22 protein-coding genes, 1 pseudogene and 1 riboswitch are annotated in these 23,480 nt (G+C 65.5%); of the genes and pseudogenes, 9 read left to right on the forward strand and 14 right to left on the reverse strand.

Features of this window, described 5'->3' with window-relative positions; translation table 11 throughout:
* Window positions 1–2 precede the first annotated feature (2 nt).
* The 5 genes from ACVIYL_RS31380 (at window position 3) to ACVIYL_RS31400 (ending at window position 3,282) form a co-directional block, all read left to right on the forward strand.
* Window positions 3–860, forward strand: a complete 858-nt coding sequence (locus tag ACVIYL_RS31380; protein ID WP_253608480.1) for an LpxI family protein — start codon at window positions 3–5, stop codon at window positions 858–860.
* A complete protein-coding gene (gene lpxB / locus ACVIYL_RS31385) occupies window positions 860–2,038 on the forward strand; it encodes a lipid-A-disaccharide synthase (RefSeq protein ID WP_253608481.1) in 1,179 nt (392 codons plus the stop codon). The genes ACVIYL_RS31380 and lpxB overlap by 1 nt, the downstream gene beginning before the upstream one ends.
* Before the next feature lie 114 nt (window positions 2,039–2,152).
* Window positions 2,153–2,470, forward strand: a complete 318-nt coding sequence (locus ACVIYL_RS31390) for an SRPBCC domain-containing protein (protein ID WP_253608482.1) — start codon at window positions 2,153–2,155, stop codon at window positions 2,468–2,470.
* Window positions 2,443–2,820 carry an SRPBCC family protein gene (locus tag ACVIYL_RS31395; RefSeq protein WP_253608483.1) on the forward strand — a complete coding sequence of 126 codons (378 nt, stop codon included), beginning with the start codon at window positions 2,443–2,445 and terminating at the stop codon, window positions 2,818–2,820. The genes ACVIYL_RS31390 and ACVIYL_RS31395 overlap by 28 nt, the downstream gene beginning before the upstream one ends.
* Before the next feature lie 93 nt (window positions 2,821–2,913).
* On the forward strand, window positions 2,914–3,282 hold the full coding sequence (locus ACVIYL_RS31400) for an ArsR/SmtB family transcription factor (RefSeq protein ID WP_456780449.1): 369 nt from the start codon (window positions 2,914–2,916) through the stop codon (window positions 3,280–3,282).
* A gap of 34 nt (window positions 3,283–3,316) precedes the next feature.
* On the opposite strand, the gene gltA is transcribed toward ACVIYL_RS31400, so the two are convergent.
* Window positions 3,317–4,618 carry a citrate synthase gene (gene gltA, locus ACVIYL_RS31405; protein ID WP_225647497.1) on the reverse strand — a complete coding sequence of 434 codons (1,302 nt, stop codon included), beginning with the start codon at window positions 4,616–4,618 and terminating at the stop codon, window positions 3,317–3,319.
* 160 nt (window positions 4,619–4,778) lie between these two features.
* On the reverse strand, window positions 4,779–6,200 hold the full coding sequence (gltX, locus tag ACVIYL_RS31410; RefSeq protein ID WP_253608485.1) for a glutamate--tRNA ligase: 1,422 nt from the start codon (window positions 6,198–6,200) through the stop codon (window positions 4,779–4,781).
* Between the two features lie 177 nt (window positions 6,201–6,377).
* On the opposite strand from gltX, the gene ACVIYL_RS31415 reads away from it, so the two are divergent.
* The 3 genes from ACVIYL_RS31415 to ACVIYL_RS31425 all read left to right on the forward strand — a co-directional run bounded on the left by ACVIYL_RS31415 (window position 6,378) and on the right by ACVIYL_RS31425 (window position 9,139).
* Window positions 6,378–8,057 (forward strand): glutamine--tRNA ligase/YqeY domain fusion protein, encoded by a 1,680-nt coding sequence (locus ACVIYL_RS31415; protein ID WP_253608486.1) that lies wholly within the window; start codon window positions 6,378–6,380, stop codon window positions 8,055–8,057.
* 44 nt (window positions 8,058–8,101) lie between these two features.
* Window positions 8,102–8,488 (forward strand): YybH family protein, encoded by a 387-nt coding sequence (locus ACVIYL_RS31420; protein WP_253608487.1) that lies wholly within the window; start codon window positions 8,102–8,104, stop codon window positions 8,486–8,488.
* A 288-nt stretch (window positions 8,489–8,776) separates the two neighbouring features.
* The gene (locus ACVIYL_RS31425; RefSeq protein WP_225647504.1) at window positions 8,777–9,139 is read left to right on the forward strand and encodes an SPW repeat domain-containing protein; all 363 of its coding nucleotides are present in this window, start codon (window positions 8,777–8,779) and stop codon (window positions 9,137–9,139) included.
* A gap of 313 nt (window positions 9,140–9,452) precedes the next feature.
* On the opposite strand, the gene ACVIYL_RS31430 is transcribed toward ACVIYL_RS31425, so the two are convergent.
* A complete protein-coding gene (locus ACVIYL_RS31430; RefSeq protein WP_456780450.1) occupies window positions 9,453–10,781 on the reverse strand; it encodes an MFS transporter in 1,329 nt (442 codons plus the stop codon).
* Window positions 10,782–11,211: 430 nt separating this feature from the next.
* Here ACVIYL_RS31430 and ACVIYL_RS31435 point away from each other — a divergent pair.
* Window positions 11,212–13,470: pseudogene (locus tag ACVIYL_RS31435) on the forward strand (ComEC/Rec2 family competence protein).
* Here the strand turns inward: ACVIYL_RS31435 and ACVIYL_RS31440 are convergent.
* The 11 genes from ACVIYL_RS31440 to ACVIYL_RS31490 all read right to left on the reverse strand — a co-directional run bounded on the left by ACVIYL_RS31440 (window position 13,467) and on the right by ACVIYL_RS31490 (window position 23,254).
* Window positions 13,467–13,694, reverse strand: coding sequence for a hypothetical protein (locus ACVIYL_RS31440; RefSeq protein ID WP_229193503.1), 228 nt, complete (start codon window positions 13,692–13,694; stop codon window positions 13,467–13,469). The pseudogene ACVIYL_RS31435 and the gene ACVIYL_RS31440 sit on opposite strands and share 4 nt — an antisense overlap.
* Window positions 13,695–13,839: 145 nt before the next feature.
* Window positions 13,840–14,268 carry a hypothetical protein gene (locus ACVIYL_RS31445; RefSeq protein ID WP_026192810.1) on the reverse strand — a complete coding sequence of 143 codons (429 nt, stop codon included), beginning with the start codon at window positions 14,266–14,268 and terminating at the stop codon, window positions 13,840–13,842.
* Between the two features lie 256 nt (window positions 14,269–14,524).
* Window positions 14,525–15,229, reverse strand: coding sequence for a transcriptional repressor LexA (gene lexA, locus ACVIYL_RS31450; RefSeq protein WP_016841600.1), 705 nt, complete (start codon window positions 15,227–15,229; stop codon window positions 14,525–14,527).
* Window positions 15,230–15,472: 243 nt separating this feature from the next.
* Complete coding sequence (locus ACVIYL_RS31455) at window positions 15,473–16,684, reverse strand: molybdopterin molybdotransferase MoeA (protein ID WP_253608489.1); 1,212 nt, start codon at window positions 16,682–16,684, stop codon at window positions 15,473–15,475.
* A 26-nt stretch (window positions 16,685–16,710) separates the two neighbouring features.
* Window positions 16,711–17,337: an HAD family hydrolase gene (locus ACVIYL_RS31460; RefSeq protein WP_229162852.1), complete on the reverse strand. Its 627-nt coding sequence runs from the start codon at window positions 17,335–17,337 to the stop codon at window positions 16,711–16,713.
* A 453-nt stretch (window positions 17,338–17,790) separates the two neighbouring features.
* Window positions 17,791–17,946: a hypothetical protein gene (locus ACVIYL_RS31465; protein ID WP_456780451.1), complete on the reverse strand. Its 156-nt coding sequence runs from the start codon at window positions 17,944–17,946 to the stop codon at window positions 17,791–17,793.
* Window positions 17,947–18,033: 87 nt separating this feature from the next.
* Entirely contained in the window at window positions 18,034–19,305 is a 1,272-nt protein-coding gene (locus tag ACVIYL_RS31470) for a serine hydroxymethyltransferase (RefSeq protein ID WP_253608490.1), read from the reverse strand.
* A 36-nt stretch (window positions 19,306–19,341) separates the two neighbouring features.
* A riboswitch (ZMP/ZTP riboswitch) is annotated at window positions 19,342–19,427 on the reverse strand.
* A 289-nt stretch (window positions 19,428–19,716) separates the two neighbouring features.
* Window positions 19,717–20,163: a YybH family protein gene (locus ACVIYL_RS31475; RefSeq protein WP_310879560.1), complete on the reverse strand. Its 447-nt coding sequence runs from the start codon at window positions 20,161–20,163 to the stop codon at window positions 19,717–19,719.
* 101 nt (window positions 20,164–20,264) lie between these two features.
* On the reverse strand, window positions 20,265–20,957 hold the full coding sequence (locus ACVIYL_RS31480) for a winged helix-turn-helix transcriptional regulator (protein WP_456780452.1): 693 nt from the start codon (window positions 20,955–20,957) through the stop codon (window positions 20,265–20,267).
* Between the two features lie 210 nt (window positions 20,958–21,167).
* A complete protein-coding gene (locus ACVIYL_RS31485; protein WP_028334034.1) occupies window positions 21,168–21,830 on the reverse strand; it encodes a response regulator transcription factor in 663 nt (220 codons plus the stop codon).
* Entirely contained in the window at window positions 21,827–23,254 is a 1,428-nt protein-coding gene (locus ACVIYL_RS31490) for a histidine kinase (RefSeq protein ID WP_456780453.1), read from the reverse strand. The genes ACVIYL_RS31485 and ACVIYL_RS31490 overlap by 4 nt, the downstream gene beginning before the upstream one ends.
* Between the last annotated feature and the right edge of the window lie 226 nt (window positions 23,255–23,480).

Below are 23,480 nucleotides of genomic sequence, written 5' to 3' on the forward strand. Positions count from 1 at the left end.
GCATGACGTCAGCGGCTCCCTCGCTTTCCTCGCCGGTCGGCGTCATCGCCGGCGGCGGCGCCATGCCGTTCGCGGTCGCCGAGTCCCTGGTTGCGCGCGGCATCACACCGGTGCTGTTCGCGCTGCGCGGCGCCTGCGATCCGGCGCGCGCGCAGCGGTTTCGTCACCGCTGGATCTCGGTCGGCCAGCTCGGGCGGGCGACCCGGCTGTTCCGCGACGAAGGCTGCCGCGATCTGATCTTCATCGGCACCCTGGTGCGGCCCGCGCTGTCGGAGATCCGGCTCGACTGGGGCACGCTGCGCCTGCTCGGCCACGTCGTGCGCGCATTTCGCGGCGGCGACGATCATTTGCTGTCGAGCGTTGGCCGCATCCTCGAGCAGCAGGGCTTCCGCATGGTCGGGATCAAGGATGTCGCGCCCGATCTGTTGATGCCGGAGGGCGCCGTGACGCGCGCGGCGCCCGACAGCACGGCGCTCGCCGACATCGCGCGCGGACGCGGCGTGCTTGACGCGCTCGGCCCGTTCGACATCGGTCAGGCGGCCGTGGTGATCGACGGTCATGTGGTGGCGGTCGAGGATATCGAGGGTACCGACGGGCTGCTCGCGCGCGTCGCGCGGCTGCGCGCCGAGGGTCGCATTCGCGCCAAGGCCGGCCGCGGCGTACTGGTGAAGGCGCCAAAGAGCCGGCAGGATCTGCGCTTCGATCTGCCGACCATCGGCCCGCGGACGGTCGAGGGCGCGGCAGCAGCGGGCATCGCCGGCATCGCCGTGATCGCTGGCAACACGCTGGCCGCCGAGCCGCAGGCCCTGGTCGAGGCCGCCGACGCTAAGGGGCTGTTTGTCATCGGGCTGGCGGGCTGATGCAGGTGCGCAGCCCCAGCACCGCTCGCAAGATCTTCCTCATCGCCACCGAGGAATCCGGCGACCGCCTCGGCGCGGCGCTGATGCAGGTGCTGCGCCAGCGGCTCGGCGATGCCGTGCAGTTTTCCGGCGTCGGCGGCCGGGCGATGACTGCTCAGGGTATCGCCCCGCTGTTTCCGATCGAAGAGCTCTCGATCATCGGCTTTGCCGCCGTTGTGAAGCAATTGCCGAAAATCCTGCGATTGATCCGGCGCACCGCCGATGCCGTGCTCGCCGACGCGCCTGACATGCTCGTCATCATCGACAGCCCCGATTTCACCCACCGCGTCGCCCGTCGCGTCCGCGCCCGCAACCCGAACATTCCGATCGTCGATTACGTGTCGCCGTCGGTCTGGGCGTGGCGGCCGGGCAGGGCGCGCGCGATGCGGGGCTATGTCGATCACGTGCTCGCGCTGCTGCCGTTCGAGCCGGAGGAATATCGCAAGCTGCAGGGACCGCCGTGCAGCTATGTCGGCCACCCCCTGACCGAGCAGCTCGCCTCGCTGCGGCCGAACGAGGACGAGCAGAAGCGGCGCGATGCGCAGCCTCCAGTGCTGCTGGTGCTGCCCGGAAGCCGGCGCAGCGAGATCAGGCATCATCTGGCGCTGTTCGGCACGGCGCTCGGCCAGCTCAACAAGCAAACGCCGTTCGAGCTCGTGCTTCCCACCATGCCGCATCTCGAGGCGATAGTGCGCGAGGGAGTCGCGTCGTGGCCGGTGGTGCCGCGGCTCGCGATCGGCGAGACCGAGAAGCGCGCCGCGTTCCGTGTCGCCCGCGCTGCGCTCGCGAAGTCGGGCACGGTGACGCTGGAGCTCGCGCTGTCAGGGATTCCCATGGTGACGGCCTATCGCGTCGGCGCCGCCGAGGCGTTCATCCTGCGCCGGGCGATCCGGGTCTCCTCGGTGATCCTCGCCAATCTCGTGATCGGCAGCGATATCATTCCCGAGTTCCTGCAGGAGGACTGCACGCCGGACAAGCTCGCAGCGGCGCTGGGCGACGTGCTTGCGGATACGCCCGATCGTCTGCGGCAGCTCGTGGGATTCGCGACGATGGACGGGAAGATGTCGACCGGCGACCAGCCGCCGAGCGTCCGCGCCGCCGACATCGTGCTGGCGGAAATGGGCCGCCGTTCGACCTAGCCAATCGATCGTGTCCTCGTTCTGTAGCGACATCCCGCCGCGACGATCCCGCTTGCGCCAGATATTTAGACCGTACTAATATTAGCAATAGCTAATATTAGTACGGAGCCTGCCATGAAGATCGACCCGGTCGCCTATGTCGAAGCCGTCGTTCGCGAAGTCGCGTTCCGGGAACGCGACGGCAAGCCGGCGCGGGCGGTGATCGCGACCCGCAGCTACGACACCGACATCGCCGATCTCTGGGATGTGCTGACCAACCCCGAACGTATTCCGCGCTGGTTCCTGCCGATCTCGGGCGACCTGAGGCTTGGCGGCCGCTATCAGTTCCAGGGCCATGCGGGCGGCGAGATCACGGCGTGTGAGCCGCCGCGCCGCCGCGCCGGCTTGCCGTCACGTGGGAGTCCATGGGCACGGTCAGCTGGGTTACCGTGACGCTGGCCGAGAACGGTCCGGACGCCACGCGCCTGGAATTGGAACACCTCTCGGTGATCGAGGGCGACTTCTGGGGCCGCTACGGGGCCGGTGCGGTCGGCGTCGGCTGGGATCTCGCGCTGCTAGGGCTCGCGCTCTATCTGGCCATGCCGCCCGGCGAGCAATTCGACCGCGCCGCCGCGTCCGCCTGGCCAGCCACCGACGACGGCAAGGAATTCATCCGCCGCGCCAGCGAGGACTGGTGCAGCGCCTCGATCGCGGCGGGCACCGAGGAGGCTGCGGCGCGCAGATCGGCCGCAAACACCACGGCGGCCTATTGCGGCGAGCCGGAGCCGGGGAGCGGAGGCTAGAGCATGATCCGGAAAAGTGTGAAGCGGTTTTCCCTCGCGACAAACGCGAAGCGTTTGCGCGGAGATCATGCTCAAACGAAGGGCTAAAGCGGGATGACGATGCAGTCTCATCGCGCTTTAGCGACCTTGCACGCCTTCGACATCCTCGGCGATCCCGTCCGCCGGCGCATCCTGGAACTGCTTGCGACCGGCGAGCACAGTTCGGGCGACGTCGTTGCGGTCGTGCAGCGCGAGTTCGGCATCACCCAGTCGGCGGTGTCGCAGCAGCTGCGGATCTTGCGGGACGCCCGTTTCGCGTCGGTGCGCGCCGAGGGCACGCGCCGCATCTATGCGGTCGAGCCGGCGCGGCTGCGCGAGGTCGACGACTGGCTCGACCGGTTCAGGGCGTTCTGGCTGCCGCGCCTTGACGCGATCGCGACCGAAGTTGCGCGGGGCAAACGAAAACGGCGCCATCAGGAATGATGGCGCCGTCCCGGATTCTCTTCAGCGATGCAGCTTACTTGCGCTTGTCGATCTGCACATAGTCGCGGCGCGCGACGCCGGTGTAGAGCTGGCGCGGACGGCCGATCTTCTGCTGCGGGTCCTCGATCATCTCGCTCCACTGGCTGATCCAGCCGACGGTGCGGGCGACCGCGAACAGCACGGTGAACATCGAGACCGGGAAGCCCATCGCCTTCAGCGTGATGCCCGAATAGAAGTCGACGTTCGGGTAGAGCTTGCGATCGATGAAGTAGGGATCGCTGAGCGCGATCTTCTCGAGCTCCATCGCGACCTTTAGCATCGGATCGTCGCCGTGGCCGGTCTCCTTCAGCACCGCGTGACACATCTTCTGCATGATCTTTGCGCGCGGATCGTAGTTCTTGTAGACGCGGTGGCCGAAGCCCATCAGGCGAACTTCGCTGTTCTTGTCCTTCACCTTGGCGATGAAGTCCGGAATGTTTTCGACCTTGCCGATGTCGTAGAGCATGTTGAGCGCGGCCTCGTTGGCGCCGCCATGCGCCGGGCCCCACAGGCAGGCGATGCCGGCCGCGATGCAGGCGAACGGGTTGGCGCCCGAGGAGCCGGCGATGCGCACCGTCGAGGTCGAGGCGTTCTGCTCGTGGTCGGCGTGCAGGATGAAGATCTTGTCGAGCGCGTCGGCGAGCACCGGGTTGATCTTGTAGTCCTCGCAGGGCACCGCGAAGCACATGTTGAGGAAGTTCTCGGCAAACGAGAGCGAGTTCTTCGGATACACGAAGGGCTGGCCGACGGTGTACTTGTAGGCCATCGCCGCCAGCGTCGGCACCTTCGCGATCATGCGCATCGAGGCGATCATGCGCTGGCGCGGATCGTTGATGTCGGTGGAGTCGTGATAGAACGCGGCCAGTGCGCCGACCGCGGCGACCATGATCGCCATCGGATGAGCGTCGCGGCGGAAGCCCTGGAAGAACCGCGCCATCTGCTCATGCACCATCGTGTGATGGATCACGCGATGGTCGAAGTCCTTCTTCTGCGCCGGGGTCGGAAGATCCCCGTACAGCAGCAGGTAGCAGGTCTCGAGGAAGTCGCCGTGCTCGGCGAGCTGCTCGATCGGATAGCCGCGGTATTCGAGCACGCCGGCGTCGCCGTCGATGTAGGTGATCTTCGACTGGCAGCTGCCGGTCGAGGTGAAGCCGGGGTCGTAGGTGAACACCCCGGCCTGGCCGTAGAGCTTGGCGATGTCGATGACATCAGGCCCAACCGTGCCGCTCAGGATCGGGAAATCGTAGTTCTTGTTGCCGATGGTGAGTGTGGCTGTCTTGCTGGATTTTGCGTCCATCGTGATATCCCCGATGAATTCGTTGCGAAAACCGACCTTGCCCAGTCGCTAAATTGCGGCCCGTGGCGGGGCGGAACGGCTTGTGGAGAAAGCGTCCGGGATTGGGTAGCTCATTGCCATGTGCGCTGCAAGATGGACCCTGGAGGGGGTCCATGCAGGATCACGCCGCCTGATCGGCGAGACGGGCAAGGCACTCCTGGCGTCCCAGCACGGCCAGCACGTCGAATATGCCCGGCGACGTCGTACGCCCCGTCAGCGCCACCCGCAGCGGCTGGGCGACGGCGCCGAGTTTCAGGTTGTTCTGCTCGGCGAAATTCCGCATCGCGGTCTCGGTGGTTTCCGCCGTCCAGTCGTTGACGGCTTCCAGCGCGGTGCGCAGGCGGCCGATCAACGCGCGCGTTTCCGGCGTCAGCAGCGCCACAGCTTTCGGATCGAGCGCGAGCGGACGATCGGCGAAGATGAAGTAGGCGCCCGAGATCAGCTCGATCAGCGTCTTGGCGCGCTCCTTCAGGCTCGGCATCGCCCGCAGCAATTGCGCGCGGGTGGTGTCGTTGAGCTTGGCCTTCAGCGCGGCGCCCTCGGGAACATAATCCAGCACGCTCTCGAACTGGGTCACGAGGGATTGATCGTCGCTCTGCCGGATATAGTGACCGTTGAGGTTTTCCAGCTTGGCGAAATCGAACCGCGCCGCAGAACGGCCGATGCCCGAGAGGTCGAACGCGTCGATCATCTCCTGGGTCGAGAAGATCTCCTGATCGCCATGGCTCCAGCCGAGCCGGACGAGATAGTTGCGCAAGGCGGCCGGCAGGTAGCCGAGGGCGCGGTAGGCGTCGACGCCGAGCGCGCCATGGCGCTTCGACAGTTTCGAGCCGTCGGGACCGTGGATCAGCGGAATGTGGGACATGCTCGGCAGTTCCCACTCCAGCGCGTCGTAGATCTGCTTCTGACGTGCGGCGTTGATCAGGTGGTCGTCGCCACGGATGATGTGAGTGACGCCCATATCGTGGTCGTCGACCACGACCGCGAGCATATAGGTCGGGGTGCCGTCGCCGCGCAGCAGGACGAGGTCGTCGAGGTTCTCGTTCTGCCAGACCACGCGGCCCTGCACCTGGTCCTCGATCACGGTTTCGCCGGTCTGCGGCGCCTTGAGGCGGATCGTCGGCTTGATGCCGGCGGGCGCGGTGGCCGGATCGCGGTCGCGCCACATGCCGTCATAGAGGCGGGTGCGGCCCTCGGCGCGCGCCTTCTCGCGCATCGCGGTGAGCTCTTCCGGCGAGGCATAGCAGTAATAGGCGCGCCCGGCGGCGAGCAGGCTCTCGGCGACCTCGCGATGGCGGGCTGCGCGGCTGAACTGGTAGATGACCTCGCCGTCCCAATCGAGCTCGAGCCACTTCAGGCCGTCCAAGATGGCGTCGATCGCCTCCTTGGTCGAGCGTTCACGGTCGGTGTCCTCGATCCGGAGCAGCATCTTGCCGCCGAGTTTCCTGGCATAGAGCCAGTTGAACAGCGCGGTGCGGGCACCTCCGATATGGAGGAAGCCGGTCGGTGAGGGGGCGAAGCGGGTAACGACGGGTTTGTTCATGATCGAGCGAGACGTATGCTGAGACGGCGGTGGTGTATATCAGGAACCGGACATAACTAAACCCCCGGCTGACCTTTTGCCCACCAAACCAGGCCTCAAACCAGACTTGAAACCAGGCTTGGCCGGACGGCACGAATTTGGCAGAAGGTTGAGCCGACTCCTCCAGGGAACCCTTTGATGACGACTGATACGACGGCAGAGGCAGGGCGCGACTTCATCCGCGACATCGTCCAGGCCGATCTCTCCTCCCACAAGCACAACCGGATCGTGACCCGTTTTCCGCCGGAGCCGAACGGCTACCTGCATATCGGCCACGCCAAGTCGATCGCCCTGAATTTCGGCATCGCGCAGGAGTTCGGCGGCCAGTGCAATTTGCGCTTCGACGACACCAATCCGACCAAGGAGGAGCAGGAGTACATCGACTCCATCCAGGCCGACGTCCATTGGCTCGGCTATGACTGGGGAGCCAACCTGTTCTATGCGTCGGACTATTTCGAGCGCCTGTACGATTGGGCCGAGGGTCTGATCAAGGCCGGCTATGCCTATGTCGACGATCAGTCCCAGGAGGAAATCCGGCTGTCTCGCGGCACGCTGACCGAGCCCGGCAAGAACTCGCCGTTCCGCGACCGCTCGGTCGAGGAGAACCTCGATCTGTTCCGCCGCATGAAGGCCGGTGAGTTCTCGAACGGCGCCCGCGTGCTGCGCGCCAAGATCGACATGGCCGCCGGCAACATCAATCTGCGCGATCCGGTGCTCTACCGCATTCTGCACGCCCATCATCCGCGCACCGGGGAAAAGTGGTCGATCTATCCGAGCTACGACTACGCGCACGGCCAGTCGGACGCGATCGAGGGCATCACCCATTCAATCTGTACGCTGGAGTTCGAGGATCACCGCCCGCTCTATGAGTGGCTGCTCGACAAGCTGCCGGTGCCCTCGAAGCCGCGCCAGTACGAAATGGCACGGCTGAACCTGACCTATACGCTGCTGTCCAAGCGCGTGCTGACCCAGCTCGTCCGTGACGGCCACGTCTCGGGCTGGGACGATCCGCGCATGCCGACCATTGCCGGCTTGAAGCGGCGCGGCGTGCCGCCGGCCGCGGTGCGCGAATTCATCAAGCGCATCGGCGTCGCCAAGGCCAACAGCGTGGTCGATGTCGGCATGCTCGAATTCTGCATCCGCGAGGAGCTGAACCGCACGGCGCTGCGCCGGATGGCGGTGCTGCGGCCGCTCAAGGTGGTGATCGAGAATTATCCGGAAGGGCAGGTCGAGGAGATCGAGGCGATCAACCATCCCGACAATCCGGAAGCCGGCACCCGCAAGATCGCGTTCGGACGCGAGCTCTATATCGAGCGCGACGACTTCATGGAGAATCCGCCGAAGAAATTCTACCGCCTCTCGCCCGGCAACGAGGTGCGGCTGCGCTACGCCTACTTCATCAAGTGCACCGGCGTGGTGAAGAACGACGCCGGCGAGATCGTCGAACTCCGCGCGACCTACGATCCCTTGACCAAGGGCGGCAATGCGCCCGACGGCCGCAAGGTCAAGGCGACGATGCACTGGTTGCCGGCGGCGCAGTCGAAGCCGGCGGAGATCCGCATCTACAACCAGCTGTTCGCCAATCCGAGCCCGAACGCGGCCGATTTCGCCGCCGACCTCAATCCGCAGTCGCTCGAAGTGCTGAAGGATGCGCGCGTCGAGCCGGCGATCGCCGAGAGCAATTCACCCGATCCGGTGCAATTCGAGCGGCAGGGCTATTTCGTGCGCGACGCGGATTCGACGCCGGACCGGCTGGTGTTCAACCGCACCATCGGCCTGCGCGACACCTTCGCCAAGGAAGTCGGCGGCAAGGGCTAGCCGAGAGGAAGCGCGTCCCGCGCGGACAAGCGGACGGGGGATCGATGCCTGATGAATCCGACGAGATCGTCTCCGCCATCATCGCCAGATGGTCGGCGGGTTTCAGCAGGCTCGATGCGAATGCGTTAAGCGCGCTCTATTCGAAGAGCGCGTTCTTCTTCGGCTCGAACCCGACGCTGTATCGCGGCCGCGACGGCGTCAAAGCCTACTTTGACGGTCTGCCGCGCTGGCACGCGCCGCGCGTTCAGTTCAGCGATGTCAGGGCAGAGCGGGTCAACGCCGATCTCGTCAACATGGCGGGCATCGCGTCATTCGTCCTCGACGGAGATGCGCCCTCGCTCGCCGTCAAGATCACCTGGGTGATCGCGCGCGAGGACGGCGACTGGAAGATCGTCTGCCACCACGTCTCGTCGCAGACGCCGCTGATCTAGGCTCAGCGCTGGAGCTGACGAAAAAAGTCGAGGGCCGGCCGGGCCCTCGTAGTCAGGGAGGGTGCGCGGGGCCGGGCGCCTCGCGGCTGCACCCAACTCGCAGGCTATCCGGATCGCGCTGCATTGCGAGGAGGGACCAAGGTCGTAGGCTGCGGAGCGCGGCTTCGGGGCGCCCGGACGGCAGCATGGTCGTCGGCTCGCGGATCAGCAGCGGCAACACATCGCAGGTCGGACAGATGCTTTTTTGTCCGCGCCGCACCATATCTTCGGAAGAAGGAGGTGAGGATCATGCGCATTCAACACTGGCAGGATGCTGCCAGCCTGTTGGTAGGCGCCTGGCTGGTCGCATCGCCGTTTGCACTGGGCTTTTCCGGGGCAGCTCTCTGGATCTCCATCGCGCTCGGATTGGGCGTCGTGCTGTTCGCCCTGGAGGCATTCATCATTCCGTCCTATCTGGAGGAATGGGGCGAGATGCTGATGGGGTTGGCTCTGGTGGTCGCACCCTGGACGTTCAACTACCAGCAGGGATCGGTCACGACGAGCAGCGTGCTCGCCGGGGTCGCGGTGATCGTGCTCGCGTGCTGGGAGCTGACGATGGATCGTGATTTCGCCACCTGGTGGCACGATCGCTGGCATCACCGAGCTGGCTGAGAGGAAGCTGACTGAGACGTTGGCCTGACCGCCAACCAAAGGCGGCCGGAGCGGGGATTTGCGTGGCGCGGGATCCCCTCTGCCGCCCGATGCAGGTTCTACAGAGACATCACGCCAGAGACGGCGGGTACGGGACGGATTCAGAAGCGTCGTCCCGCGCTCGCTGGACCGCAGCATGGCGCCAGGGTGAGAGCGGTTTCGACTGGCGTGGATAGCGGCTCGCGTAAGGAAAACGCGTCGAGACAAGCTTCTAGAGTCCCGTTCCGATCCCGTCGGAACGGAGCTCTAGTCGCCCGTCAGCATGGTGACTCCCTCACGATGCGGCTTTCGCCTCGATCTGCTCCCAAATTCTGGTCTTGCGTGTCTCGGGCATGATGAAGACGGCGATCACGAAGCACACCGCGGGAACGACAATCGGGTAGATCAACGCGTAGCCGATGCTGCCGGTCGCCGCGAAGGCGGCCGATGTGATGAACGGCACCAATCCGCCGCCCCAACCATTGCCGATATGATACGGCACCGAGACCGAGGTGTACCTGATCCTGGCCGGGAAAAACTCCGCCAGGAACGCGCCGACCGGCCCGTACACCATCCCGACATAGCAGACGAGGATGAAGATGATGAAGACGGCGACCGGATAGTTGATGTGTCCCGGCTGCGTGACCATGCCGAGCCACAGATACAGCGGATAGTAGGTGATCGCGGCAAGCAGCATTCCTCCGAGGATCACGGACTTGCGGCCGATCTGATCCGACAGCCAACCAAAGAAGATCAGGCTCGGCGTTGCGATCAACAATGCGGCCCCCACGATGTAGGCCGAGGTAACCGCATCGACCTTGGAGACCTGCTGCAGGAAGTACAGTGCCCAGAATTGACCACTGTACCAGACCACGCCCTGTCCAATCAGGACGACGATGGCGATCAGGATGTACTTGATGTTGGCGCTGAGGAAAGCTTCCCGCCAGGGATTCCTGGTCATCTGTCCCTGTGCCTTGATCTCCTGGAAAATCGGTGTCTCCTGGAGCTGCAGGCGGATGTAGATGGCGATGGCCACCAGCAGGAACGAGACCAGGAACGGGACGCGCCACGCCCATTCGTCAAAGGCCTGATTGCCGGCCCAGGTTCGGGTCAGAACGATCACCGCCAGCGACACCACGATCCCCAGCGTCGGCGAGGTTTGTAGCCAGCCCGTGTAGTAGCCGCGGCTGTCGTCCGGAACATGCTCGGCGACGTAAGTGATGGCGCCGCCATACTCGCCGCCCAGGCACAGACCCTGGATCATCCGCAAACCGAACAGAATGAATGCGGCCGTCAGGCCGATCGACTGATAAGTTGGGATCAGTCCGATCGCTCCCGTTCCTAGGCCCATTCCGCTCAGCGTAATGAGGAATGTATATTTGCGGCCGACCCGATCGCCCATCCATCCGAACAGGAAGGCCCCCAGCGGGCGGATCAGGAATCCCGCAGTGAACAGCGCGATCGTGCTCAGCAGGGCTGCGACAGGGTTGGATTGCTCAAAGAACTTGACCGAAAGAACCGCGGCCAGGCTGCCAAAAATATAAAAGTCGTACCATTCAATGATGTTTCCCACTGACGCAGCGACAATCACGCGGCGAAAATCGCTTGGTACTTGAATTGCCATGTGCTGCTCCTCTCAAAAGCAAACGCTACTCCTCGCGTTTTTCAGCGATCTATCCGCTCGCGGAGTGCGCGTGGTGCGCGGCGTTACAGGCGAGATTTGCGCGTTCGTCCGCAACGCCTGATCTCAGGGGAGTTGTGGCCACCTGAGAGGAGCTCCAGCGGCCTTCAAGTGCCGCGAGCCGTCACTGCCTCATCCCCGTCTCTTTGGGAGCGGAGGCATCGGAACAGTCTATTCCTAATGTGATCGGTATCTTAGTGAGACTTTCGGCTCGATCGATTTGACGCAGGCGGCAGCCGTGGCCCGGCGCGAGCTAGGCAAGGCGCGACGATCCAGGTACCCGGGCGTTGCCGGTCCGTATTCTGCATCCGTTCCGCTAGTCGGGTGACGGGGCCATCCGCTAGCCTGCCGCCCGGCAGGGATCGCAAGCGGAATGGCGGAGCAGGGCACGACGCCGGGCGGCAAACGCGGCTACGCGGGGACGTGGCCGCCGCGCACGGCTGCGCCGGTCGGCGGCTTTCTCCCGGCGCGCGCCGGCATCTGGAAGCCTCTCGTCGAGACAGTGCGGCAATGGGCGCGCGCGGAGGCGGGGGCGGGCCGCCTGTTGCCCTGGGTGCCGGTGGCGTTCGGCACCGGCATCGCGTTCTATTTCGCGGCCGAGCACGAGCCGGTGCTGTCGGTCGCGGCCACCGTCGCAATCCTGCTCTGCCTGCTGGCGCTGCTGCTGCGGCGGCGCAGCGTGTTTCCCGTTATCGTGATGCTGGCCGCGGTCGCCGCGGGCCTTGCGACGGCGACCTGGAAGACGGCGCGCGTCGCTCACACGGTGCTGGCGCGACCGATGTTCTCGGTGGCGCTGACCGGCTTCGTCGAGACGCGCGACATCCGCGAGTTTCGATGGAGAGCCCGCGCGACATGACGAAGCTCAATCGGGTCCGGCTCTCGGTGAAGAAGGGCACCGCGCCCGATGTCGGCAGCTTCGTTGAGTTGAAGGCGCGGCTGTTGCCGCCGCTCGGGCCGCAGCGCCCGGGCTCCTATGATTTCGGCCGTGACCTGTATTTCCAGGGCATCGGCGCCTCCGGCTTCGTGATGGGCGCCGTCAAGACCAGGGAGCCGCCTGCGACCGGCGGCTTTGCGCTGCGCTACGCCGCCTTCATGCAGGGCCTGCGCGACGCCATCGACGCGCGGATTCGCACCACGCTCGACGGCGACCAGCGCGCGATCGCAACCGCCTTGCTCACCGGCCGGCGCGATGCGATCTCGACGCCGGTCAACGATGCGATGTTCATCTCGGGGCTCGGCCATGTGCTGTCGATCTCCGGCTACCACATGGCCGTGGTCGCCGGCGTCGTGTTCTTCGCGGTGCGCGCGCTGCTCGCGCTGTTTCCGGCGCTGACGGCGGGGCATCCGATCAAGAAATGGGCCGCGGCGGCCGCGCTGGTCGCCGCGGCGTTCTATCTGTTGCTGTCGGGCGCGGAGGTCGCGACGCAACGGTCGTTCTTCATGACCGCCGTGGTGCTGCTCGCCGTGATCGTCGACCGCCGCGCGATCACCTTCCGGACGCTGGCGGTGGCGGCGCTGATCGTGCTCGCGATCGCGCCGGAGGCGCTGGTGCATCCCAGTTTCCAGATGTCGTTCGCCGCGACGCTCGGGCTGGTGGCGCTGGTGCAGATCGGGCTGCCGAACCTGCTGGCGTCGCCCGACCATTCGGCGACCGCGCGCGTCGCGCTGTGGGGCGGGCGCGAGCTCACGATGCCTGATGCTGGCCTCGCTGGTGGCGGGGCTGGCGACGACGCCCTATGCCGCATTCCATTTCCACCGCGTGACGCCCTACGGGCTGCTTGCGAACCTTGCGGCGATGCCTGTCGTCTCGGCGGTCGTGATGCCGGCCGGCCTGCTCGGGCTCGTCGCCATGCCGGTCGGCTTCGACGGACTGTTCTGGGCGATCATGGGTCTTGGCATCGACTGGATGATCCTGGTGACGCAATGGGTCGCCGCACTCCCGGGCGCGGTCGGCCGCATGGCGGCGTTCGGCATCGGGCCGCTGATCGCAGCGAGCGCCGGCATCATCCTGCTCGGGCTGCTGCGCACGCCGCTGCGCTGGTCAGGCGCGGTGCTGCTGCTGGTGGCCTCGGTCTGGGCGCTCAGGGTGCCGCAGCCGGACGTGCTGATCTCGGGCGACGGCCGCAACGTCGCGGTGCGTGGCGGTGACGGGTGGCTGCATCTGATGCACAGCGCCAAGGATGCATTTTTGGTCAAGGAGTGGCTGGCGGCGGACGCCGACGCGCGCACCGCCACCGATGCGTCGCTCGGCGAGGGCGTCTCGTGCGATGCCGGCGGCTGCGTGACCCAGGGACCCGGCGGCGTCTTCGTCGCGCTGGCGACCCGGCCGGAGGCGCTGGCGGACGACTGCGAGCGCGCAGCCCTGATCGTGACGGCGCGGCCGGCGCCGCAGGGCTGCGCGGCATCGGTGATCGATGCCGAGCGGCTGCGCCGCCACGGCGCGCTGGTGCTGCGAAGGATCAGGGACGGCTACGCCGTCGATGCGGTCAAGCCCGGCGGGATCGACCGGCCGTGGTCGCCGGCAGTTCCCGGCGACGGCGAGAGCGAAACGACGCTGCGCGCGCCCGCCGCCGCGCCGCGGCCTGCGGTGGATGCGACGCCGGCCGAGACCGATCTGCAGGGCGATGATTAGCCGTGGTCCGGCGAGGGGCCGCTCGGCAGCTCGAACAGGCCGAGATGGTATTCGTCGGAGTCGGGGCCGGCGTCGGGCTTCTTGACGAGGGTGAAGGAAGCCTCGGGAAATTGCTCCCAGACTTTCAGGTCGTCGGCCGTTACCGTCAGCCAACCGAACCGGAACATGTAGCGGCCCGGTTCCGTGACGCGTCCAGCCTTTTGCCATGTGACCTTATCGACCACCGCGCACGTCCTCCGTGCCCGATGATGCGCCAAGGCGCCGGCCGACGCAAATCTCCTTCTGCGCCCCGGAAGCGGGAGTCCGGGGTCGCCCGAAATTGCTTAGGTCATCCGCCGCCGAACAGCTCATTCCGCGGCGACGATGCGCTCAACCCAAAAACAGCGTTGCGAATGCGGAGGGCCGCCGCTCCACAACCTTCGGCTTCTGCTCGACCGGCGGATGCAGCGCCGGCAATTGCAGCACGCTAACGCGCTGTCCCTCGACCAGCTGGGTCACCAGCACATGGCTGCCGTCGGGGAATTCGACCGCGTCATGATGCCGATCAGGCACGTCGGGCTCGACTTCGTTGAACACGCCGACGCGATAGTTCAGCGTCTTGGTCCAGATCCAGCGGCTGTCGTAGCGAACGTTCTCGGCGAAAGCGAGCTCGGTGCCCGGCAGCATGCAGACCGCGACAGTGGGGTCATTCTCCGAAGCAAAGCCGCGGGTCGACGTGCCGCGGAACGTCGTCGTGATCAGCGTCTCTCCGACAATGGCGGGGCGCGATGCCACGGCGTGCAGACTATAGTCACACATCGGATGGCTCCTCATTTCGAGGTAGCGACCCGTGCCTCTCCTTGAGGCATTAGGGCCTCTACCAGAGTGGACGATAGCGAACGAGCGTCTGCTCGTTTCTGGGCGATTGTACGACTGGTCCGAGATCGCTCCGATCACAAACACGCGACGCTGCGCGAGAGGTATCGGAGCGCATCGGGCAGGCCGTACGCTACACTATCATGCAAGGAACGATCCGACGTGTTGCTCGTTCCCGGCCGCCGCAAGTATTTGCAATTCAGTATTTGCGATAAAGGCCGATCAGCTTGCCCTGGATGCGGACCCGGTTCGGCGGCAGGATGCGCACTTCATAGGCGGTGTTGGCCGGCTCGAGCGCGATCGATGCGCCGCGGCGGCGGAAGCGCTTCAGGGTGGCTTCCTCCTCGTCGATCAGCGCCACCACGATGTCGCCGGTATTGGCGACGTCGTTGCGCTGGATCAGCGCCATGTCGCCGTCGAGGATGCCGGCATCGACCATCGAGTCGCCGCGCACCTCGAGCGCATAGTGCTCGCCGGCACCGAGCATGTCGGGCGGCACGCTGATGGTGTGGCTGCGGGTCTGCAGCGCCTCGATCGGCGTACCGGCGGCGATCCGGCCCATCACGGGGACCGCGACCGGACGGTTGCCGTCGTCCTCGGCAATCGGCGGCGTGCTGGCGCGCCGGCCGAGGGTGCCTTCGATGACGCTGGGCGTGAAGCCGCGGCGGCCGTTGCCGCCGCCGGCCGAGAGTTCGGGCAGCTTGATGACCTCGATGGCGCGGGCGCGGTTCGGCAGGCGGCGGATGAAGCCGCGCTCCTCCAGCGCAGTGATCAGGCGGTGGATACCGGACTTCGAGCGCAGGTCGAGCGCATCCTTCATCTCGTCGAAGGAGGGCGGTACGCCGGCCTCTTTCAGACGTTCATTGATGAAACGCAGTAGTTCGTACTGTTTGCGCGTGAGCATCTCGAGTATTCCCCCGGTTGATAGCGTCGTTCGATTCCGAGACTCTTCTGGTGGGGCCTGCAGGCCGGGCCTGACCTCAGGAGCATGTGCTCGATGCACCTGCTTCCACGCGGCTTCCCGATTGTAGACACCAGTACTCGAAACAAATCATGAACGGACACTATATGTTCGATATGTGTTCCGCAACCACTTAATTTCCGGTGAACGTGTCGGGCAACGCACAATCGGCGGGGCGCGAAAACCCTATTCGGGCAGTGTCAGGATCTCGCATTCGCTGCCTTCGACGGCCGCCGCCGCGAACGGCGGGCGCACGAGAAGTGCCCGTGCCGCAGCGAGATTCCCGAGCAGCGACGAGTCCTGCTGCGTCACCGGCGTTGCGATCAGCGTGCCGTCCTCGCGCGCTTCGAGACGCGCACGCAGATAGTCCTCGCGCTGGTCGTTGGCTGCGAGGTCGCGGCCGAGCAGGGCGCTCGCGCGGCGATGATGAATCACTTTCCGGCCGCTCAGCGCCCGAATCAACGGCACCAGGAACAGGAAGGCGCAGACATAGGACGACACCGGATTGCCGGGCAGACCGATCACCCGCATCGCGCCGAGCCGGCCATGCATCATCGGCTTGCCGGGCCGCATCGCAATCCGCCAGAACGCCATCTCGACGCCCTCGGCTTCCAGCGACCGCTTGACGAGATCGTGGTCGCCGACCGAGGCGCCGCCTGTCGTGATGAGGACATCGGCGCCGGCCTCGCGTGCCCGGCGGATGCCCGCCGTGGTCGCCTCTACCGTGTCGGCGGCAACGCCGAGGTCGACGGTCTCGGCGCCTTCGGCGCGCGCCAGCGCTCGCAGCGCGTAGCCGTTGGAATAGACGATCTGGCCGGGACCGGGCTGCGAGCCCGGCATCACCAGCTCGTCGCCGGTCGCCAGCACCGCGACCTTCGGGCGGCGGCGCACCGCAAGTTCCGGATAGTTCATGGCGGCCGCCAGCGACAGCGCGCGGTCGGACAGGCGGCTGCCGCCGGCGAGCAGCACCTCGCCCTCACGGAAGTCGACCCCAGCCGGGCGGATGTGCCGCCCGACGCTGGCGGCCTCCGTGATCGTGATGTGGTCGCCGTCGACGGCGGTGTCCTCCTGGATGATCACCGCGTCGGCGCCATTGGGGATCACGCCGCCGGTGAAGATCCGCACCGCCTCGCCGGCGCCGACCGTCCGCTCGAACGGCCGGCCGGCGGCGACTTCGCCGATCACCTTGAGCCGGGCCTTTAGATCAGCCGCATCGGCGGCGCGCACCGCATAGCCGTCCATCGCCGACATCGGCTGCGGCGGCTGGGTGCGGAGCGCCGCGAGGTCGTGCGCAAGCGTGCGGTGGTAGGCGGCATCGAGCGCGACCATCTCCTCCGGCAGCGGTTCGGCGCCGGCGAGGACGGCGGACAGGGCATCGGCAACCGGCATCAGGGCCACGCTCAGAGCTCCTCAATTCTTAATGTTCAAATTCCAAGTGCGGTCAAAGCCCTTGCCACGTCATCCGTCGACGTCACGTGGATAGCATGAAGGCCGCGCGCCCGCGCACCTTCGATATTGGCGGCCAGGTCGTCGAAGAACAGGATCCGCGACGCCGGCACGCCGATGGCTTTTACCACATGATCGTAGGCCTCGGCGTCGGGTTTGCGGAAGCCGATGCTCGAGGACAGGAAGACGTTGCGGAAATGGCTGAGCAGCTCGGCATGGGTGACCGAGAAATGCGCGACATGGGCCGGATTGGTGTTGGAGAAGGCGTAGAGCGGCATCCGCTTGGCGGCCGCCGCGAGCAGCGGGGCGATGCCCGGCATCTCGCCGGTGAAGATCGCGTTCCAGCCTTCGAGGAACTGGGCGTCCGTGATGTTGATGCCGAGCGTCCGGCGCAGATTCTCGAAGAATGCCGCGTCGTCGATCCGGCCGATCTCATGATGCTTGAAACTGTCGTCGACGACAAAGCGCGTGGCGAGCTCGGCGGGCGCACAGCCGGCATGCTGCGCCCAGTGCGCCATCACCTTGTCAAAGTTGATGTCGAGCACGACGCGGCCGATATCGAACAGCAGCACGTCGACGGAGTTGGGAGAGAATTGCGAGGTCATTGCGTGAAACCGTGTACGAGAATTGCGGGCAGGCGGCAATGTCCTCGATTTCAGTGACCGGTGTGTGGATTGTGCGTGGCGTTGCATTCATCGCGAGACTGTTCCCGCGCACACCGTCGTCCCGGCGAAGGCCGGGACCCATAACCACAGGGTTGGGTTGTTGAGAGGAAGCTGTGGCCCCAGCGTCGCGCAACAATTGAGATTTGGGGTAATGGCTCCCGGCCTTCGCCGGGACGACGGCGGGTGTCGTCGCTTGTGCGTCAAACATCCGCATTCTCGCGACATGATCTGTCCGAGCCTTGCTCTTTTCACCCTATATTTTTGCTGCGGGGCTTGGCTTGCCGCGTCGGGCAACTCAGTGGCACGCACGCACGAGCTTTCAGCGCACCAAGCGACTTGATGCTTGCCGCGGCCTGACGCCCGCGGTGGCTTGGTGCCCGCCGGACGTAGCTCTCACAGCCTGGACAGTGCCAAGCCGAGGTAACCGATCAGCGCACCGGTGCTGAGAATGATGACGACGAGCGCCTGTTCCGAGCGTGCTTGCAAGGTTTTCCGGCTCACGGCGTTGGACGCTCCGTCTTCGAGATCATGCGGTCCAACGAACAGCATCAATTTCCGTTCCGGTCCTTCCCCCGGGAACCTTCACGACCTGCCGAGTGACGCGACGAATGCGGAACAGGAATGCGGGTCGGCCGCCTATGAGGGCGGTGCGATCCCCGGAACGGGGAAAGCGCGGCACATCTCGACGCTGTTCGACCTCAGTCGCTTGACGACCGCTGCATCTCCCTTCGACCGGAGGGATTCCGCAGTGAGTTCGGCGATCAGGCGCATTTCGGGCTCGCCCATGCCGCGCGTGGTCGCCGCCGGCGTCCCGAGGCGGATGCCGCTCGGCCTGAGCGGCGGCCGCGGATCGTCGGGAATGATCTGCTTGTTTGCGGTGATCCCGACGGCGTCGAGAATGTTCTCGGCCGCGCCGCCGTCCAGGCCGACGCTGGCCACCGTATCCACAACCATCATGTGATTGTCGGTTCCGCCGGTGATCAACGTCATGCCGCGTTCCATCAACGCTTCGGCCAGGACCTTCGCGTTGCGCATGACCAGTCTTGCATAGGCCTGAAAATCGGACGTCGATGCCTTCTTCAGCGTGACCGCGGTTCCGGCCACAACGTTCATGTGCGGACCTCCCTGCAGTCCCGGAAACACCGACGCGTCGATCTTGCCGGCGAACTCCCGGCGACAGAGAACGATGCCGCCGCGCGGCCCGCGAAGCGTCTTGTGCGATGTCGTCGTCATCACGTCGAAACCCGCATCGAGCGGATTGCGCAAGGCGTTGCCGGCGATCAGGCCGCCGTAATGGCTGACGTCGGCCATGGTCAGCGCACCCACCTCATCGGCAATGCTCTTGAAGGACGCATAATCCAGATCGCGCGGATAAGAGCTGTAGCCGCACAGCACCAGCTTCGGACGGACGTGCCGGGCCATGGCGCGGAGCTCATCGAAATCGATGGCGCCGCCGTTTGACGGCTGCGTCTTGTAGCGGGCGAAGTTGAAGAGCCGCCCCATGTGCGACACCGGCGCGCCATGGGTGAGATGGCCGCCGTGTGACAGGTCCATCGCCAAGATCGTATCGCCGGGCTGCAGCAGGCCGAGATACACGGCCTGGTTCATTGGCGACCCGGACAGAGGCTGAACGTTGGCATGTTCGGCGCGAAACAGCGCGCAAGCGCGCTGTCGGGCAAGGTTCTCTATCTGGTCGGTAAATTCCTGGCCGCCGTAATAGCGGCGTCCCGGATAGCCCTCGGAATACTTGTTGGTGAACACCGATCCGAGCAGCTCGAGCACCTCGGGATAGGTGTAGTTCTCCGACGGAATCAGCTCGACGCCGTCTTGCTGGCGGCGCTCTTCGCCCTCGAGCGCAAGGGCAACTTCCGAATCGTTGAGATGGAGTTCATTGCGGAATGACGGCATGGTCCGGGCTCCCTAAGACGCTGGATCATCAGCTGAACGGGTTGCCCAGGCGAACGGCGTTGGAACCCTTCGCGCTTCACCGTGGTCAATTCCACGTAAGCTCGCCAGTCGCGCGAGGGACGAATGAGCCTGCGAGGCTCATCGCGAGCAGAAGGCTATCCAATCCCCGGCGGGCTCGCAAGGGTTGGTTGCTGGCGCCGCCGCGGGCCCAGCGTTGGGCGAGATCGAACATCTGGCGACAGCCACGGCAATGGCGACCAAACCGAGGGACGTCCGGCTTACCCAATGAACCGATGTCCCGATGATCAATGCCGTCTTCGGCTGAGGGCCAACAAGGTGCATGACCATCCGTCACTTGCGGCCCGTCAGGCTTGCGGGGTGGCTGACCGTGTGGCTGTGGCACCCGCGAATCTATTCCTTGACGAAGATATGAGACTTTATCTTCCACTGCCCGTCGGGTTGGCGTTCAAGCAGTCTCACGGTGCTGCCAGAAATTGGCGCCGCCTTCTCATTTACTACTAGCGTGGCCGTGAAATGCGAGGTGGTGTAGGCGTAGTTTCCCATGGGCAACACATCGAGCAGCTCAACCTTGTGATCTCTGACGCTTCTTCCCCGCCCGGCAAAGAAATTACGGATTGCCAAAGGGCCGGTGACTGGCTGCGCACCAGGCGGCATCAATCTGGCGTCAGCGGCATACAACGGTAACAGGGCATCGAAGTCTGCGTTGTTGATGGCGGCATCCCATTTGGCAGCCGCCGAGGAAAGTTCGTCGGCAGGTGGGGCTGCCCCTGCGGGACTGACGCAAATACAAGTAAAGATCAACAACAGGGTGCATGAAAGAAGAGAAGGGCGGCTCATCTTTGCCTCCTTTAGCTGAGATGCTTAGCGCGGGAGCGCATTCGCAAACGCTATAGCCGAGGCAAGCAGAACCACTAGTCCAGAAAGTGGACTGGATATCCTCAACTGGCTGAGACTCGATCTGCGGCCGCCGGCGCCTCATCGGCATATTTGCTGCGTGGGAACCAAGCCCGCATGCTGTTCACAAGATGCCTGGGACCGTCGATCTCGATTTTGCCGAGCTCACACGCCCGTAGCAGCGGCATCTCGTCTACGAAAATCTGCACGAGCGTCAGCAGACTCGCATAGAGGCTGATATCGACCTTGAAGCCGGGGTCATCCCAGCAAAGATCGGCTTCCTCCTTCTTCACAACAAACCACCAGCGCTTTGGCCGAGCGTCCGCAATCTCGATGTACAGAACGAAGTCGCATGGAATGTGCCTTAGATCGAACGAACGGCGCATATTCCACATGAGCCGGCCCGCGTGAAGTTCGTTGGGTGTGAGCTGGCTGCGAGCCCATTTGTGGCCCCAATAGCCCATTGCATCGATAATTGGCCTGGCTTCCCTGGCTGCCTGGGTTGGATGGTACTCCCAATGCCCGTTATCGCCTGATCTGCGTGAGATTAGCCCGGCTTCTTCTAGCGTTTGCAGGCGCTTGGAAAGGAGGGTCGGCGACATCTGCGGGATGCCGCGGCGAAGCTGGTTGAAGTGGTGGGACCCCAGCAACAGTTCGCGGAGCAGGAGCGGGGTCCACCGCTCCGTGAGAATTTCCGCAGCTTTGGCTACGGGGCAAAATGATCCATAGCCTTTCATGACGAGAACTTTAGCATCACGAGGGCCACCAAGGTAGTCCAGGTTCTGAACTATGTCCCAGACGAGCCAGCATCGAGGCTGTCCTGGAGGTCTGTTACGCGATTTTCTCGAGACTCGGCCATTCGACGATGCCGGCTCGATGTTCGGTTTGCCCGGAGGCAGATGCGGCTCGATTTGCCAGTACGCGGCCTGGCTGGTGCCACCGCGGGCTCAGCGTTCGCCGAGATCGATCTGCGTGAGGATGCCTTGCCGCAGCGCGAGGCGGACCAACTCGATATCGGTGCCGACGCCGAGCTTGTCCTTGATCAGGGAATGCAGGTTCGCGACCGTCTTGGGGCTGAGGTGCAGTGCCTCGGCGATCTCCTCGGTGGTGTTTTCCGCGAGCAGCATCCGCAGCACCTCGAATTCCCGCGCGGTCAGGAGGTCGGCCGCCTTGGTCTCGCCGGCAAGGTGGCTGAGCGCGAGCTCGTGGTCGATATCCGGGCTGATCGCGATCTTGCCCGACAGCGCATCCATCACGGCGTGCACCAGCGTCTCCGGCGGGCTGGTCTTGGTGACATAGCCGCTCGCGCCGGCGCGGATCGCCTGCACGGCAAAGGCGGCGTTCTGGTGCATGGTGAACACCAGGATTTTTGCGCGCCTGTCCCACTGCCGGAGGCGGCGGATGGCCTCGATGCCGCCGATGCCGGGCATCGACAGGTCCATGATGACGAGGTCGGGCCCGGTCTCCTTGTAGAGGCGGTAGGCCTCGACGCCGTCGGAGGCTTCGGCGACGACGCAGAGGCCCGGCTGCTTCTGCAGCATCGCCCGGTAGCCCTCCCGGACGACGGCGTGGTCGTCGACCAGCATGATGGTGCGCGCCGCGTGGCTCATGCCGCGCGCTCCACCGGTGCGGCCTCTCGGCTGGCCGCGACGGGAACGATGACGCGGAGCGAGGAGCCGCTGGGCTGTCCAGTCTCGAAGCTGAGCCGCCCGCCCAGCGCGGCGACCCGTTCGCGCATGCCGAGCAGGCCGAGGCCGGACCTGAGCTGGGGATCGCCTTTGGGATCGGGATCGCCGGGCTGGCCGTCATCCTCGATCGCGAGCACGATCGCGCTGTCGCCGCCGCCGGGCGCCGCCTCGCGCATCTCGAGCCGCAGCATCACGCGCGTGGCGCCGGCATGCTTGGCGGCGTTGGTGAGCGCCTCCTGCACGATGCGGTAGAGATTGGCGCTGACGGAGGCGGCAAGGTGCTCGAACGATCCCGATATGGCGATCTCGAACCGCGGCTGTCCGCGGCTGCGGCCGTTCCAGCCGGCGACCAGGCCCTCGAGGCTGGCCGCAAGTCCGAGTTCGTCGACATCGGGCGGGCGGAGCCGGAAGAGGGCGCCGCGCAACGTCTCCATCATGTCGGTCGCGGTCCGCGCGATGCCGTCGCATTCGGCGAGCAAAGGCGGGCAATCCGCGGCGGCGGTCTGGCGCGCCGAGGCGGCTAGCGCGCGGATGGCGGCCAGCGACTGCCCGAACTCGTCATGCAGCTCGCGCGCGAGGTGGCGGCGCTCCTCGTCCTGCACCAGGATCAGTTTCTGCGTCAGCGCGTTGCGGTCGGAGAGCGCGGCGGCGAGGCGCTCGGCGAGCTGGTTGAAGACATCGCCGATCGCCGACAGTTCGGCGAGATCGAACGGCGGCAGGCGCGCTGCGAGGTCGCCTGCGGCGATCCGCTCGAGCCCGTCGCGGATCTGCCGCGTCGGACGCAGCGCGCGCGCCAGCGCCGCATAGACCAGGGCGCAGAGCAGCGGCAGCGCGAACATGAACACCGCCATCAGCCGACCGGCATCGTGCCAGGCCTCGGCGGTCGGCACCGCCGGATCGATCCAGGCCACGGCCTCGCCGATGGCATTGCCGCGCGAAACCACCTGCCGCACCACCTCGCGGCCGGGATCGAACAGGCAGCGATAGAGCGCCGCGAAGGCCAGCGGCGGCGCGGCCGTGTCAGTCTGCGAGCCGCCGCAGAAGCGCTGGCTGATCTCGCCGCTATTGCTGCGAAAGGCGAGGCACAGTCCCGGCGTCATGACCGAGGCGGCAACGCTGTCGAGATCGGGAAATTCGGAACGCGCATTGTTCAGCCACTGGATCTTGCTCTGCTGCAGCTCCAGCGTCTTGGCGGCGATATCGGCAACGGCCGCGATCCGCCCGCGCACCGAGCGGTCGGCCTCGATCAGGAAATAGCCGGAGATGACGGCAAAGCAGAGCGTTGAGACGATAGCCACGCGCAACGTCAGCCGCAGTTTCAGATCGCTTCCGGACCAATTCCACATTGGCGTATCCTCAAGATCGAAGGCGGGCTTCGGCGCGCGATCGCGGGCAGGGTCGTCACGCACATTAAACGGCAGAACGGAGGCGCCGAGAAGCGCCGGCTTGGGCGTTCTTTTGGCGCGGACCATCGTCGTGAAATTTTCCCGGCGCCGGGCGGGAGGCACTCCGTTGCGGCGCGGCGGCCAGTTGGCCCAGGATGCGACCGACCCGCCCGCGCCAGCACCCGAA

This window comes from Bradyrhizobium sp. USDA 3315, from assembly GCF_054056795.1.